The organism is Massilia sp. BHUDP2, assembly GCF_046236355.1.
GTDB lineage: Bacteria > Pseudomonadota > Gammaproteobacteria > Burkholderiales > Burkholderiaceae_D > Telluria > Telluria varians.
In genome coordinates this window covers 1,257,623-1,271,256 of sequence record NZ_JBJUVW010000001.1, presented here as the reverse complement: position 1 = coordinate 1,271,256, position 13,634 = coordinate 1,257,623, and the positions used below count along the sequence as shown (strand labels likewise).

The following is a 13,634-nucleotide window of genomic DNA, read 5'->3' as shown; positions in this document are numbered from 1 at the left end:
TCCTTTAACGTCCCGGCAGGAACCTCGCCGGATCGACAGGTTTGCCCTGCTGGCGTATCTCGAAATGCAACTTCACCGAGTCGGCGTCCGAATCGCCCATTTCCGCGATCATCTGGCCCTTGGCCACGTTGTCGCCTTCCTTGACGACGATCTTGCGGTTGTGCGCGTATGCCGACAGCAAGCTGTTGTTGTGCTTGACGATGACGAGGTTACCATAACCCCGGATGCCACTGCCAGCGTACATTACCTTGCCGGCGCCCGCAGCCACCACCTGCTGGCCCGGACGGCCGGCGATGTCGATCCCCTTGTTGCGGCCTTCGTCGAAGGTGGCGACGATGCGTCCGTCCGCCGGCCACATCCAGCTCAGCTTGTCGTCGTCGTTCGCGGTCACGGTGCTGCCGGCGACGATCGCCGGGGCCGGGGCCGCCGGCGCCGGCGCAGCCGGGCGCACCGGCTCGGTGCGCGCGCCCGATTCCGGCCGGGCGGCGACGTTCTCGGTATAGGGCTGCTTATCGGCGCGCGGTTCGGTCTTGCGCGGCGGCGTGGCCGCCGGCGGCGCCGGCACCGGCTGGGTCTGGATGTTAGCGGTGCGTTCGCCACGCTCCGGCGCCGCAACGCGCAGGGTCTGGCCGACCTTGATGTCGTCCGGATCGCGCAGGTTGTTCCAGGCGACGATGTCGCGGTAGTTTTCGCCGTGGTCCAGTGCGATGCGCAGCAGGGTGTCGCCGCGGCGCACGACGTACATGCCCTTCTCGGCCTTCGGTTCTTCGACGCGGGCGGCCGGGGCCGGGCGCGGACGCTCGGACACCGAGGCGCCGGTGCGCTCGACGACCGGCGCCTGGCGCGTCAGGGAGTTACAGCCGGCCAGCAGGCCGAGGGCGAGGGTGAGCAGTGCGAGGCGGGGTAAATGGGAGGCTTGGTTCATTGTCTTTCTATTTTCTGTTCATGTTCTATGGCGGCGCGTCCCTGCAGCAGCGCCAGGGGCGACACGCGCCGGCGGACATCATCAGCCGTGGTCGTGCCGGTTGGACCAGGCTCTTCAACGCCGGCCGGGCCGGCGGGGTTGACCCGGCAGGCCGGGACAGGCAGCATCGTGCGCGGCGCGCCTGGGCGCGCCCGCTGGCCATGCTAGATGGTGCCGGGGCGCAGCGGCACGAAGTGGCACGCTTCCAGCGTTTCGCTGGCCCACTCGCTTTTGCCGATGCGGGTAATACGTTGCAGGTGCTGGACCTGGGCGCCAACCGGTGCGACGAGATGCGCGCCGATGGCCAGTTGTTCGAGCAGGGCTTGCGGCACTTCGAGTCCCGCAGCTGCAAGGATGATGCCGTCGAAAGGCGCTACCTGCGGCAAGCCTAGCATACCATCGCCGTATTGCAAACGCAGGTTCGAAATCCTCAGCGGCCGCAGGTTGGTCTTGGCCAGCTCGTGCAGCGGCTTGATGCGCTCGATCGAATACACCTCGCGCGCCACGAAGGACAGCACGGCGGCCTGGTAGCCGCAGCCGGTGCCGATCTCGAGCACCCGGCCCAGCTGGCCGCCGGCGCCTATCGAGGCACGCATGGCTTCGATCATGCGCGCGACGATGTAGGGCTGGGAAATCGTCTGGTTGTGCCCGATCGGCAGCGAGGCGTCGATGTACGCCTGCGCCGACAGGGCCGGTTCGATGAACAGGTGGCGCGGCACCGCTTCCATCGCGCCCAGCACGACGCCGTCCTTGACGCCCTGCTTCGCCACGCGCGCCACCATGGCCCGGCGTACCGCTTCCGACGCCATCAGCTCGGAGCGCTGCGCGACCGGGGCGGCGGGCGCATGTGCCTGGGCATAGCCAGGCGGACGCGGCGACGGCGCCGGCGCGGCCGGCGCGAAACTGGCGCGCCCCGCCGTGCTGGCGTTACGCGTCGCGGTCTGCGGCGTGGCCACCGGCGTAGGCAGTCCCGGCTTGCGCACGGCGCCGCCGGTCACCGAGGACAGCGGCAAGGGAAAGGTGCTGCGTTTATCGTTCACGTCGCCGCTCATACGAGTCCTCGCAGCAGTTCCAGCTGGGCCTTGTGGGTCAGGTCGACCTGCAGCGGCGTGATCGACACGCGGCCCTGCGCGGTCGTATGGAAATCGGTGCCCTCGCTTGCATCGCGGCAGGCGCCCGGCGCCCCGATCCAGAAGATCTCGCGGCCGCGCGGATCCTGCGAGCGGATGACCGGCTCGGCCTGGTGGCGGCGGCCGAGGCGCGAAGGCGTCAAGGGACCGATCTCTTCGTACGGCAGGTTCGGGATGTTCACGTTGAACAGGAAGGGCAGCTCGAGCTTGTCGAAGCGGCGCTCGACGATCTCGCGCGCGACCCTGGCGGCGGCATCGACGTGGGCCCAGCCCGGGTTCACCTGCGAGAAGGCGATCGCCGGGATGCCGAACAGGTAGGCTTCGGTAGCCGCCGCGACGGTGCCGGAATACAGCGTGTCGTCGCCCATGTTCTGGCCATTGTTGATGCCGGAAACGACCAGGTCGGGCGGCGCATCGCCCATCGCGGTCAGAGCGATGTGGACGCAATCGGTCGGCGTTCCATTAACAAAATGGAAACCATTAGCGGCTTTCGTGACCGTCAGCGGGCGGTCGAGCGTCAACGAATTCGACGCACCCGAGCGGTTGCTGTCGGGTGCGACCACCACGATGTCCGCGATCGCGGACAAGGCATCGGCCAGCGCGCTGATACCAGGCGCCAGGTAGCCGTCGTCGTTACTGATAAGAATTCGCATGTCAGCGATTTTACCTGAAGCAACGCCCGGATCGCTCGTCAGCCAGCCCTTTTTTGTTTCCTCATGGCGATTCTTCTTGTCAAGGAATGAGCAGCTTGCCAAGTGTTTTTGTCGCTCATACACTGATATTTGCCGCTATCGCAATACCGACAACTCCTCGCGCCTGGCACGGACCAGGGCCCCCTCCAGTGAGGAGACCAGGTCCTTGTTGAGCGCCAGCGCCGCGTCCTTGTCCCCCTCCCGAAGGTAGACCTGCTCGATCATGGCCGCCACCCGCTGGCGTAGCGGAAGCGCCACACTCAGCCATTGCACCGAGTGGCGCATGCTGTCGGCCAGCGCGCGCGCCTCCAGCCGGCTGTCCTGGTCGATCAGGGCTTTCAGCTGCGCGCACTGTTGCTGCAGGCTGTCGATCGCGTGGTGCTCGTCCGTATGGCCGGCGCCCGCCTCGGTCTCGCGGACCGGCGCCGGTGCGCTGCGCAGGCTGCGCACGGCGGCCATGTCGCCCTGGGCGGCGAGGATCTGGGCCAGTGCGTCGCGCGCGCTCAGCGTCGGCAGCGCATAGGCGCCGTCGTAGCGCTCGCGCACGCGCAGCACGGCTTCCAGGAGCCGCCGCGCATTGCCAAGCTCGCCCATTTCACCTAGCAGCTGGCCGAGCCGCTGGCCGCAGCGCAGGGTGTCCTCGTGCTCGGCGCCCTGCAACTGGCGGCGGCCGTCGAGTACCCGCTCAAACAGCACCCGCGCCCTGTCTTTCTCGTGCTGGCTGTCCAGGGTGGCGGCGAGCTGCTCGAGGCTGTCGAGGGAGGCCGGGTGCGCATCTCCCCACAGGCGCTCGCAGGTGGCTACCACCTGCTCGTGCAGCGCCAGCGCCCGTTCCCCCTCCCCTTTCCGGCCAAGCACGGACGCCAGGCCGGAACGTGCGGCCAGCGTCTCCGGATGCTCGCTCCCCAGGGTGCTCATGCCGCGCTGGGCCAGCAGTTCGTAGCGCTGGCGTGCATCGTCGAGCCTGCCTCCGGCGAGGTCGAGCGCGGCCAGCGCGGCATGCGCGGCGCGCGTGTCCGGGTGGTCTTCGCCCAACTCGGCGCAGCGCAGCAGCAGGCTCTCGCGCAGCAGCTCGCGCGCTTCGTTGCCGCGCCCTTCCTGCTGGCACAGTTCGGCGAGCCGCGCCAGGCAGCTGGCCTGCAGCACGGCCGCGGCCCGGCCTTCCTGTACGCGGGCGCGTGCAAGCGCGCTGCGCAGGCGCACCTCGGCCAGCGGCTGCCAGGGGAAGCAGCCCTGGGCGAACCACATCATCAGGCAGGACGCAGGGTGCGCCAGCGCGGCGCGTCCCGGGCCGGCGATGGCCACCGCCTCGGACACCGGCAGCTGGACCTCGTCGAACCAGCTTTCCAGGCGCAGCCAGCCGACGCCGTAGCTGCTGCGCAGCAGCGCTTCGAGGCGCGGCTGGTAGCCGGCCAGGCCCTGGGCCGGATCGCCGCGGCGCCAGCGCTGGCCGGTGTCGCTGCGGGCGCCGTCGGCGGCGCAGGCGACCGGATAGACCAGCAGCGGGCGCTGCTCCTCCTCGTGGGTGCAGCGGTAGTCGATGGCGCGCCGCACGACACCCTCGAGGCCTTCGATGCTGCCCGGCGCCGGCGTGAACAGGCCGACCAGCCGGTCGGGGACGAGAACGGTGCAGGCGCTGACGCTCGACGAGCGGCCGGCGCCGCTGGCCACCAGCACGTGGCGGAAGTGCCCCGCCAGGCGCGCGGCGAAGCGGCGCAGCAGCGCCGGGCAGGCATCGAACAAGGCCACCCAGTCGAGGCGCCCGGCGCGCTCGGCATAATCGTCGTCGAAACGGCCGGCCCGCATCAGGTACAGCGGGCGGCGGCCATCCACGCGCTGCACGTAGGGGCGCCAGTCGACGGCGTCGAGCAAGGCATCCGCAACCCCGTCGCCGCCATCGTCGCGGGCGATGCGGCGCCGTCGCAGTTCTCCGAGCAGTGCGCCGGCATAGTCGACCAGGCCGGGCGGACAGTTGTCGTCGGCGCCGTCGGGCGGCGGGCCGAAGTAGCCGTGCAGCGAAGGAGAGGCGAGGTCCCAGTCGATCACCAGGACCGGCGCCGCGTCGGTGTCGCCGGCCAGCTGCAGCGCCATGGCCGCCAGCAGGCCGTTGCGGACGGGGCCGCCTTCGTAGGCATACAGGGTGGTGACCTGGCCGGGACTGTCCAGTGCCTGGAGCGTAGAGCGATTCTGTTCCATGTGACTCCTCGTTATTTCTTTGGGAAAGTCAGGCTTGGCATCGCGCGCCATTCTGGTGGGACATCGGGGAGCACGAATTGGTTGCAGTCATGTCCGGGCGGCGTATGCTTTTTTTGTTCCTGATAATGCTTGGCGATGCGCTGGACCATCTTGTCGATGTCGGGCAGGAAGTCCGGATTGGATTTCAGGTCGCTCGTGGCCATCGTGAAGTGCGAGAAGTCGACATAGAAGGTGTTCTCGGTGATTTCCGGCGGCAGCGATTCGGGGTGCCGCGTCATGATCACCGGGATGATCAGGCGGCTCGGCAGCTCGTACCAGCTTGATCGCTCATGCTCGAGCAGGCGCATGGCCGCGTATTCGCGCCGGGTGTAGGCATGGGCCTCGTACTTGGGTGTGTAGATGAGGATCATGCACACGCTCTCGCACATCGCGCGCGCGATCTTGCGATCGAGGTCGTCGCCACCGCCCAGCTGTTCGGTGTCGATGAACAGTTCGTCTTCGTTGTCGAAGTGAGGTTCGAGATAGCAGCGCAGCGCGTCGGCAAGGGCGGTCTTGAACCGTTTCATCAGGTCGTGCCTGCCGTGTGCGTAGCTGAAAAAACACCCGTAACGGATCGCCATTGCCTATCCCCCATTCCAATGCGCTAAGGCTGGATTCCTTTGACTCTAGCGACACAGACCTCGGCCACTTTGCGTGCGCACAAGCGTGCTGGCGGTCTCGTCAGCATCCTTGGAAAGTAGCGTGAAATGCACCTTCAGGCATAATGCCGCCGATTAATGGACAGGTATTCGAAGTAAAGGGACAGGATATGAAAGCCGTAGTTTGCAAGGATTGGGGTCCGATCGACCAGCTCATGATCGAGGACCTGCCCGACCTGGTGCCGGGCGCGGGAGAGGTCGTGGTCGACGTGAAGGCGGCCGGCGTCAACTTCCCCGACGTGCTGACCGTGCAGGGCAAGTACCAGGTGCGCCCGCCCCTCCCCTTCACGCCGGGGAACGAATTCGCCGGCACCGTGCGCGCCGTCGGCGCAGGCGTCACCGGCGTCGCCCCGGGGCAGCGGGTGATCGGCTTCACCCGTACCGGCGCGTTCGCCGAGCAGGCGCTGGCGCCGGTGGATGCCCTGATGCCGATACCGCCCGGCATGGACTTCGACACCGCCGCCGCCATTACCCTCACCTATGGCACCTCGCACCACGCGGTGGTCGACCGCGCCGCCCTGCAGCCGGGCGAAACCATGCTGGTGCTGGGCGCGGCCGGCGGCGTCGGGCTGGCGGCGATCGAGATCGGCAAGGCCCTGGGAGCACGCGTAATCGCCGCCGCCTCGAGCGAAGAGAAACTGGCGGTCTGCCGCGCACACGGTGCGGATGCCGTGATCAATTACGAGAAGGAAGACCTGCGCGAGGCATTGAAGGCCGCCACCAACGGCCGCGGGCCGGACGTGATCTACGACCCGGTGGGCGGCAAGTACAGCGAGCCGGCGCTGCGCTCGATCGCCTGGCGCGGGCGCCACCTGGTGGTGGGCTTCGCGGCGGGCGAGATTCCGAAGCTGCCCTGGAACCTGATGCTGCTGAAAGGCGCGTCGGTGGTGGGCGTGTTCTGGGGCGATTTCGTGCGCAAGGAGCCGGCGGCGAACCTGGCGGCGATGCGGCAGATGCTGGGGTGGATGGCGGAAGGGAAACTGAAGCCGCTGGTGTCGGCGCGCTACCGGCTGGAAGAGACGGCGCGGGCCTTGAACGACATGGCGGACAGGAAGGTCACCGGCAAAGTCGTGATTTGCCCATAACGTCGGTTTTGTAGGGTGGGCGGGTCTCCCGCCCACGCGGTGATCGTTACGGGTTCCGTTTTCGCGCCGAATGATCTCGCTGTTAGCTATCACCGCGTGGGCGGGGAACCCGCCCACGCTACGTAAAACTACGCCTCAAGCGTTCAAATCCGCCGCGTCCGCCATCGTCCCCGGCCGGAAAAACTCGATCACTTCCGACTGCACCCGGGTGCGCTTGAACGGCGGCAGGCTCTGCCAGATACGCCTGCCGTAGGGCTTGGTAATGATGCGCGGATCGCAGATCATCAACACCCCGCGGTCGTCCACGTCGCGGATCAGGCGCCCTGCTCCCTGCTTGAGCGTGATGATCGCCTCCGGCAACTGGTGGTGCATGAAGCCGTTCAGCCCCTGCTTTTCCATCACCTCGATGCGCGCCGCCAGCACCGGATCGTCCGGCGGGGCGAAGGGCAGCTTGTCGATGATGACGAGCGAGAGCGCGTCGCCGCGCACGTCCACGCCTTCCCAGAAGCTCTGGCTGCCCACCAGCACGGCGTTGCCGGCATTGCGGAAGGAATCCAGCAGTTCGGTACGGCCGCGCTCGCCCTGCACGAACAGCGGGAAATCCAGTCCGCGCGCGGCGAATTCCTCGCGCAGGCGCTCGGCCACCTTGTTCACGGCGCGGATGGTCGTGCACAGGAAGAAGGTGCGCCCGCCCGCCGCCTCGATCACCGGCAGCGCGATGTCGACGCAGGCGTCGGTGTACTGGAAGGAGTTCGGCTCCGGCAATCCGGTGGGCACGTACAGGATGCCCTGCTCGCCATAGTTGAACGGGCTCGGCCAGGTCATGGCCGGTTCGCCGGTCAGACCCATCTGGTCGGAGAAATGCTTGAAGTCGTTCTTCACCGCCAGCGTCGCCGAGGTGAAGATCCAGCTGCGCGGCGTGCCTTCGCGCTGGCCCGAGAAGATCGGGGCGATCGACAGCGGCGTCTTGTGCAGCTGCAGCGATGAATTGAAGGCCTCGACCCACAGCACGGCGGCGTCATCCCCCTGCACCGCCTTGCCTTTCTTGGCATCCGGCTTCCAGGCGTCGAAGGACGCGCTGAGCTCGTGCGCGCGCAGGCGACAAGCCTCGATCGTCTCCGCGCGGGCGGAATGTTCTTCCAGCACCGTGATCATGCCGGACAGTTCTTCCTTCAATTTCTCGAGCGCCGGGAAGAAGGCCGAGGTCGGCAGGATCTGCGGCAGCGACAGGCGGGTGCCGCCTTCCGGGAAGGTCAGGCGCAGGTCGCGCGCGGCCTTCTCGACCACGGTCACGACCTTGGCCCAGTCCGGTCCGCGCGCATGCGCCAGGCCTTCGGCCAGCACGTCGCGGCACAGCTCCAGCACCTGCGAGGTCGAGACCGACTGGCCGAAGAACAGCGTGGCGGTATCCGGCAGCTGGTGCGCTTCGTCGAAGATGATTGTGTTGGCCGAGGGCAGCAGTTCGGCGACGCCGGTGTCCTTCAGGGCCACGTCGGCGAAGAACAGGTGGTGGTTGACCACCACCACATCGGCCTGCTGGGCCTCCCTGCGCGCCTTCATCACGAAGCAGTCCTGGTAGTACTGGCACTCGGCGCCCATGCAGCTGTCGCGCGTGGAGGTGACCAGGTTCCAGACCGTGGCGTTTTCCGGCACCTTGGCCAGCTCGGCCTTGTCGCCCGAGTTGGTCATCTTGATGAAGCGCGAGATCTCGCGCAGGTGGCCGACGTCGTCGCGCGAGGTCAGGCGCCCGTTGTTCAGCGTGCGCTCCAGGTGGAAATGGCAGACGTAGTTCGAGCGCCCCTTGAGCAGGGCCACCGAGACCGGCGCGCGCAGCGCGGCGCGGATGGTCGGGATGTCGCGCAGGAACAGTTGATCCTGCAGGTTCTTGGTACCGGTCGAGATGATGGTCTTGCCGCCCCACAGCAGCGCCGGGACAAGGTAGGCGAAGGTCTTGCCGGTGCCGGTGCCGGCCTCGGCCATCAAGACTTTCTGCTCGGCGATCGCCGCCGCGATGGCCTTGGCCATCTCGGTTTGCGACTGGCGCGGCTTGTAGGTACCGACGTTGGGCGCGAGCGGGCCTCCCGCCCCGAACAGGCGGTCGAGCTCTTCGTCGTATTTACCAAGCGGTCGGGCGCTGGCGGGAAGCACGTCGCCCTGCGGCGACGAACCCGCCGGCTCGGCGGTGACGCCTGGAACAGGGAGATGGTCGGTCAAAATATCTGTTTCTTTAGAGCCTGGACTCAGGCTGGAATATCGGGCACCAGCTGCATCTTCAGCAGCGTAATATGATCCTTCAGCTGCAGCTTACGCTTTTTCAAACGGCGCAGCTGGAGCTGGTCGGCATGGCCGTCCGCAGCAAGCATCGAAATGACGGCATCGAGGTCGCGGTGTTCCACGTCGAGTTCAATGATGCGGCGCTGGATGTCCTGGACGTCGGTCATGATGGCTGTTCCAAACAGTTCTTTACAAAGCGTTTGCGGGGGCTGGGGTGGCGGCGCCGGCAGTCGGCGGCGGCACGTGATGGCGGCCGCTTGTGTTCGGCTTGCAACACCACGGCTTCTCGGTGCATAGTTTAATCTACGCTGAGGTTGCCGCCAACAAAGATTGGCGCAGGCGCTACGGAAATAAAGGTTTATGACAACATACAAGATCGAAGCGGGAACCGCGCAGCACATCGGGAACCGCCCGCAGCAGAACGACCGCGTTGCCCTCTTGACCGGCGCCCGCGCGCCCGGTTACGTGCTGGCCGTGCTGTCGGACGGCATCGCCGGCGCTGCAGGGGCGGACCAGGTGCTGCACACGGCGCGCCAGGTCTTCGACGAATTCAAGCCGGGCGACCGCCCCAGCCTGGAGCGGATCGAGCAGCTGCTGCAGGACATCGTCAGCGAAACCCATCTGGTCATGAAGATGAACTCGGTGATGCTCGGCGCCGGCGAGGGACTGGAAGCGCATGCGAGCTTTGTCGGCCTGGTATTGACGCCGCACGGCGAGGCGGTATGGGGACATGTGGGCGACTCGCGCCTGTACCATTTTCATGACGGCAAGTGCAAGCTGCGCACGGGCGACGCGGCCTATGTGCAGCACCTGGTCTCCAGCGACAGGCTGCCGGAGGACGCGGCAAGGAACCACCGCAAGTCCAAGCTGCTGCTCAACGTCATGGGCAACAGCCGCAAGGAGCCTTTTGTGAGCTTCGGCAGCCACACCGGGCTGGCCCCGGGAGACGTGTTCCTGCTGGCCTCGGACGGTTTATGGCATTTCTTCACGGATGCCGAACTGGCGGCGGCCACCAGCCGGGCCACGCCGCGCCAGGCGTCCGAAATGCTGATCAACAAGGCGCAGGAACGCTCGCAGGGCAAGGGCGGGAATTGCTCGATGGCGATCGTGAAGCTGGTGAAGCCGGCCCAGGATGGGTTGGCGGGAAGGGTTGGGCGGACAGTCTGAGACCATCGGCGCCGCGCAGGCGCCCGTCGACAGCCTTTACTTCCCCGCCGCCGGCGTCGCCGCCTTCGCCTTCTCTTCTTCCGCTTTGCGCGCGGCCGCCTTCGCCTGGCGCTCGGCCACGCGCTGCGCGACTTCCTTCTGTTTCTCTTCCGACTTGCGCTTGCGTTCCTCGAACGCGCGCGCGTTCGCCGCGGCCTTGGCGGCTTCCTCGGGCGCGCGGGCAGCCTCTTCCTTGGCCTTGGCATTGCGGCGCGCCATGCGCGAGGCGGCCGGCGACGGCTTGGGCGGCGGCAGGGCCGTGGTGTCGCGCGGCGGTGGCGGCGGTTCGGCCGCCAGGCGCGCTTCCTCGGCCTTGTATTCGGCGTCCGCGGCGGCGATCTCGCGATCGCGCTCTTCGACCTTCACGCGACGCTTGAAGCGCTCGGCTTCGATTTCGATGTTGCGCTGCGCATTCAAGGCCACGCGGCGGCGTTCTTTCGCTTCGTCCAGGCAGTTATTGACGAAGAATTTCTCGTAGCAGACCGCTTCCCGCTCGGCATAGCGCGCCTCGATCGCGGCCCGTTCCACGGCGACCGCGGCCAGGCGCTGATCGGCCTGTTCCACCGAAGTGGTGGGGTCGACCGTTTCCAGCGCAGGGCCCGGCTCGACGCTGGCGCAGGCGGACAGGCTTGCGGCGACCGCGGCCGCGGCGAGGACGCGGATGATTGGGTAAGTCCTCATGGTTTCCTTTCGATCAGGCGATGGCATCGGCGGCGCCGCGGCGTTCGGCCAGCATGTATTCGCGCGACTGCATTTCAATGATACGCGAGACCGTGCGGTGGAATTCGTTCGCGAGCATACCCTGGGTGTACAGCTCCTCCGGCTCCACCGCGGCCGACATGATCAGCTTGACCTTGTGGTCGTAGAACACGTCCACCAGCCAGGTGAAGCGTCGCGCTTCCGAGGACTGTCCCGCGGACATGGCCGGGATGCCCGACAGGATCACCGTATGGAAGCGCGAGGCCAGTTCGAGGTAGTCGTTCTGCGAGCGCGGCCCGCCGCATAGGGTGGCGAAGTCGAACCAGATCACGCCGCCGGCGCGGCGCAGCGCGCGGATCTCACGGTTCTCGATGTGCACGATCGGGCTCTCGTCGGCGGTGTCGGCCACCTTGGCATAGGCTTCGCGCAGCGCATGGTCCGAGGCCGCATTCAGCGGCGTGTAGTAGGCCTCCACCTGCTCGAGCGCGCGCTTGCGGTAGTCGTTGCCGGCATCGACGTTCAGGACGTCCAGCTTGTCCTTGAGCAGCGCGATGGTGGGCAGCATGCGGTCGCGGTGCAGCCCGTCCGGATACAGGGTCGAGGGCTCGTAGTTCGAGGTCATCACGAAGGAGACGCCGTTGTCGAACAAGGCCTTGAGCAGGTTGTACAGGATCATCGCGTCGGCGATGTCCGAGACGTGGAATTCGTCGAAGCAGATCAGGCGGTATTTTTTCGCGATGCGCTTGGCGACTTCGTCGAGCGGATCGGCCACGCCTTTCAGTTCATCCAGTTGGCCGTGCACGGCGCGCATGAACTCGTGGAAGTGCAGGCGCGTCTTGCGCACCACCGGCACCACCGAATAGAAGGAGTCCATCAGGAAGGACTTGCCGCGCCCCACCCCGCCCCACATGTACACGCCCTTGGGCACGTCCGGGCGGTTGATGAGGCGCTTGAAAGCGGACGACCGCTGGGCCTTGTACTGGACCCAGTCGTCGTACGCCTGCTGCAGGCGATCCACCGCGGCGGCCTGTGCCGGGTCGGACTTGAAGCCGCGCTCGGTCAGCGCGTGCTGGTAATACTCTTGAACATTCATGACGAGACGGTGTTAACGTAGGGTGGGCGGGTCTCCCGCCCACGCGGTCAAATCACGTATCTGGGCCCGCTCCGTGGCTTCACATACGCCGGTTAACCGCGTGGGCGGGGAACCCGCCCACCCTACAAAGGCGCACTGTTGGATGCGCCGGTGATGCTTTAGAAGTTCAGCGAACGCTTGTCCACCGCCAGCGCGGCTTCCTTGACGGCTTCCGACAGCGACGGGTGCGCGTGGCAGATGCGGGCGATGTCTTCCGACGAGGCCTTGAACTCCATCGCGACGACGGCTTCCGAGATCAGCTCCGAAGCCACCGGGCCGACGATGTGCACGCCCAGGATTTCATCGGTCGTGGCATCGGCCAGGAACTTCACCATGCCCGAGGTATCGCCCAACGCGCGCGCACGGCCGTTGGCCATGAACGGGAAGGTGCCGGCCTTGTAGGACACGCCTTCGGCCTTCAGTTGCTGCTCGGTCTTGCCGACCCAGGCGATTTCCGGCGAGGTGTAGATGACCCACGGGATGGTGTTGAAGTTGACGTGGCCGTGCTGGCCGGCGATGCGCTCGGCAACCGCGACGCCCTCTTCTTCCGCCTTGTGCGCCAGCATCGGGCCGCGCACCACGTCGCCGACTGCCCACACGCCCGGCAGGCTGGTACGGCATTCGTCGTCCACGACCACGAAGCCGCGCTCGTCCAGCTGCAGGCCGACTGCTTCGCCATTCAGGCCGTTGGTGTTCGGCACGCGGCCGATCGAGATGATCAGGCGATCGAAAGTGGCGGTCTGCTCGGCGCCGGTCGAATCGGCGTAGTTGACGGTGACGTTGTTCTCGCCCTTGGTGATCGCGCCGATCTTGCAGCCCAGGTTGATCTTCAGGCCCTGCTTGGTGAACAGCTTGTGCGCTTCCTTGGCGATCTGCTCGTCGACCGCGCCCAGGAAGGTCGGCAGGCCTTCCAGCACGGTGACGTCGGCACCGACGCGGCGCCACACCGAGCCCATTTCCAGGCCGATGACGCCGGCGCCGATCACGCCGAGTTTACCCGGCACGGCGTCGATCGCCAGTGCGCCTTCGTTCGACAGGATCAGCTTCTCGTCGAATTCCGCGCCCGGCAGCTGGCGGGCGTTCGAACCGGTCGCGATGACCACGTTCTTGGCAGTCAGGGTGTCGGTGGTCGGGCCGCTCACGTTGACGGTGTAGCCGCCTTCGGTCTTGCCGGCGAACGAACCCAGGCCGTGGAAGAAGGTGACCTTGTTCTTCTTGAACAGGAACAGGATGCCGTCGTTGTTCTGCTTGACGATGGTGTCCTTACGCTTGAGCATGGTCGGCAGGTCGAGTTCCAGGCCGCCAACCTTGATGCCGTGGTCGGCAAAGGCGTGGCCGGCGTGCTCGAAGTGCTCGGACGACTGCAGCAGGGCCTTCGACGGGATGCAGCCGACGTTGGTGCAGGTGCCGCCCGGGGCCGGCTTGCCTGCCGCATTGCTCCATGCGTCGATGCAGGCGGTTTTGAAGCCGAGCTGCGCTGCACGGATGGCGGCGATGTAGCCGCCAGGGCCGCCGCCGATCACGACGACGTCGAATTGTTTCTCGTTACTCATGAATA

General features: G+C 66.7%; 12 protein-coding genes. 2 read left to right on the top strand and 10 right to left on the bottom strand.

Going from position 1 to position 13,634, the window contains the following annotated elements; genetic code table 11:
* Positions 1-4: 4 nt before the first annotated feature.
* The 5 genes from ACK6C6_RS05650 to ACK6C6_RS05630 all read right to left on the bottom strand — a co-directional run bounded on the left by ACK6C6_RS05650 (position 5) and on the right by ACK6C6_RS05630 (position 5,602).
* Positions 5-925: a peptidoglycan DD-metalloendopeptidase family protein gene (locus ACK6C6_RS05650; RefSeq protein WP_209585832.1), complete on the bottom strand. Its 921-nt coding sequence runs from the start codon at positions 923-925 to the stop codon at positions 5-7.
* Between the two features lie 203 nt (positions 926-1,128).
* Positions 1,129-2,016 (bottom strand): protein-L-isoaspartate(D-aspartate) O-methyltransferase, encoded by an 888-nt coding sequence (locus ACK6C6_RS05645; RefSeq protein ID WP_152570972.1) that lies wholly within the window; start codon positions 2,014-2,016, stop codon positions 1,129-1,131.
* Entirely contained in the window at positions 2,013-2,747 is a 735-nt protein-coding gene (surE, locus tag ACK6C6_RS05640) for a 5'/3'-nucleotidase SurE (protein ID WP_036212437.1), read from the bottom strand. Before surE ends, ACK6C6_RS05645 begins: the two co-directional genes overlap by 4 nt.
* 135 nt (positions 2,748-2,882) lie before the next feature.
* Entirely contained in the window at positions 2,883-4,982 is a 2,100-nt protein-coding gene (locus tag ACK6C6_RS05635; RefSeq protein WP_409266316.1) for a tetratricopeptide repeat protein, read from the bottom strand.
* Positions 4,983-4,993: 11 nt separating this feature from the next.
* On the bottom strand, positions 4,994-5,602 hold the full coding sequence (locus ACK6C6_RS05630; RefSeq protein ID WP_409266315.1) for a toll/interleukin-1 receptor domain-containing protein: 609 nt from the start codon (positions 5,600-5,602) through the stop codon (positions 4,994-4,996).
* 188 nt (positions 5,603-5,790) lie between these two features.
* Here ACK6C6_RS05630 and ACK6C6_RS05625 point away from each other — a divergent pair, with 188 nt between their 5' ends.
* Positions 5,791-6,765 (top strand): NADPH:quinone oxidoreductase family protein, encoded by a 975-nt coding sequence (locus ACK6C6_RS05625; RefSeq protein WP_409266314.1) that lies wholly within the window; start codon positions 5,791-5,793, stop codon positions 6,763-6,765.
* Between the two features lie 135 nt (positions 6,766-6,900).
* On the opposite strand, the gene ACK6C6_RS05620 is transcribed toward ACK6C6_RS05625, so the two are convergent.
* Positions 6,901-8,979 (bottom strand): ATP-dependent DNA helicase, encoded by a 2,079-nt coding sequence (locus tag ACK6C6_RS05620; protein ID WP_409266313.1) that lies wholly within the window; start codon positions 8,977-8,979, stop codon positions 6,901-6,903.
* A gap of 26 nt (positions 8,980-9,005) precedes the next feature.
* Entirely contained in the window at positions 9,006-9,206 is a 201-nt protein-coding gene (locus tag ACK6C6_RS05615) for a YdcH family protein (RefSeq protein WP_027867157.1), read from the bottom strand.
* Between the two features lie 193 nt (positions 9,207-9,399).
* On the opposite strand from ACK6C6_RS05615, the gene ACK6C6_RS05610 reads away from it, so the two are divergent.
* Positions 9,400-10,206, top strand: a complete 807-nt coding sequence (locus ACK6C6_RS05610) for a PP2C family protein-serine/threonine phosphatase (protein ID WP_409266311.1) — start codon at positions 9,400-9,402, stop codon at positions 10,204-10,206.
* A gap of 36 nt (positions 10,207-10,242) precedes the next feature.
* On the opposite strand, the gene ACK6C6_RS05605 is transcribed toward ACK6C6_RS05610, so the two are convergent.
* From ACK6C6_RS05605 to lpdA, 3 genes are all read right to left on the bottom strand, one after another.
* Complete coding sequence (locus ACK6C6_RS05605) at positions 10,243-10,926, bottom strand: hypothetical protein (RefSeq protein ID WP_409266310.1); 684 nt, start codon at positions 10,924-10,926, stop codon at positions 10,243-10,245.
* A gap of 13 nt (positions 10,927-10,939) precedes the next feature.
* A complete protein-coding gene (gene zapE, locus ACK6C6_RS05600) occupies positions 10,940-12,037 on the bottom strand; it encodes a cell division protein ZapE (RefSeq protein WP_036209889.1) in 1,098 nt (365 codons plus the stop codon).
* Positions 12,038-12,195: 158 nt separating this feature from the next.
* Positions 12,196-13,629, bottom strand: a complete 1,434-nt coding sequence (gene lpdA / locus ACK6C6_RS05595) for a dihydrolipoyl dehydrogenase (protein ID WP_409266309.1) — start codon at positions 13,627-13,629, stop codon at positions 12,196-12,198.
* Positions 13,630-13,634: the final 5 nt, after the last annotated feature.

What these genes read in the sequence shown, in the direction of transcription:
- ACK6C6_RS05650 (WP_209585832.1), bottom strand. Translation starts at nt 925, where the DNA reads ATGAACCAAGCCTCCCATTTACCCCGCCTCGCACTGCTCACCCTCGCC.
- ACK6C6_RS05645 (WP_152570972.1), bottom strand. Translation starts at nt 2,016, where the DNA reads ATGAGCGGCGACGTGAACGATAAACGCAGCACCTTTCCCTTGCCGCTG.
- surE (WP_036212437.1), bottom strand. Translation starts at nt 2,747, where the DNA reads ATGCGAATTCTTATCAGTAACGACGACGGCTACCTGGCGCCTGGTATC.
- ACK6C6_RS05635 (WP_409266316.1), bottom strand. Translation starts at nt 4,982, where the DNA reads ATGGAACAGAATCGCTCTACGCTCCAGGCACTGGACAGTCCCGGCCAG.
- ACK6C6_RS05630 (WP_409266315.1), bottom strand. Translation starts at nt 5,602, where the DNA reads ATGGCGATCCGTTACGGGTGTTTTTTCAGCTACGCACACGGCAGGCAC.
- ACK6C6_RS05625 (WP_409266314.1), top strand. Translation starts at nt 5,791, where the DNA reads ATGAAAGCCGTAGTTTGCAAGGATTGGGGTCCGATCGACCAGCTCATG.
- ACK6C6_RS05615 (WP_027867157.1), bottom strand. Translation starts at nt 9,206, where the DNA reads ATGACCGACGTCCAGGACATCCAGCGCCGCATCATTGAACTCGACGTG.
- ACK6C6_RS05610 (WP_409266311.1), top strand. Translation starts at nt 9,400, where the DNA reads ATGACAACATACAAGATCGAAGCGGGAACCGCGCAGCACATCGGGAAC.
- ACK6C6_RS05605 (WP_409266310.1), bottom strand. Translation starts at nt 10,926, where the DNA reads ATGAGGACTTACCCAATCATCCGCGTCCTCGCCGCGGCCGCGGTCGCC.
- zapE (WP_036209889.1), bottom strand. Translation starts at nt 12,037, where the DNA reads ATGAATGTTCAAGAGTATTACCAGCACGCGCTGACCGAGCGCGGCTTC.
- lpdA (WP_409266309.1), bottom strand. Translation starts at nt 13,629, where the DNA reads ATGAGTAACGAGAAACAATTCGACGTCGTCGTGATCGGCGGCGGCCCT.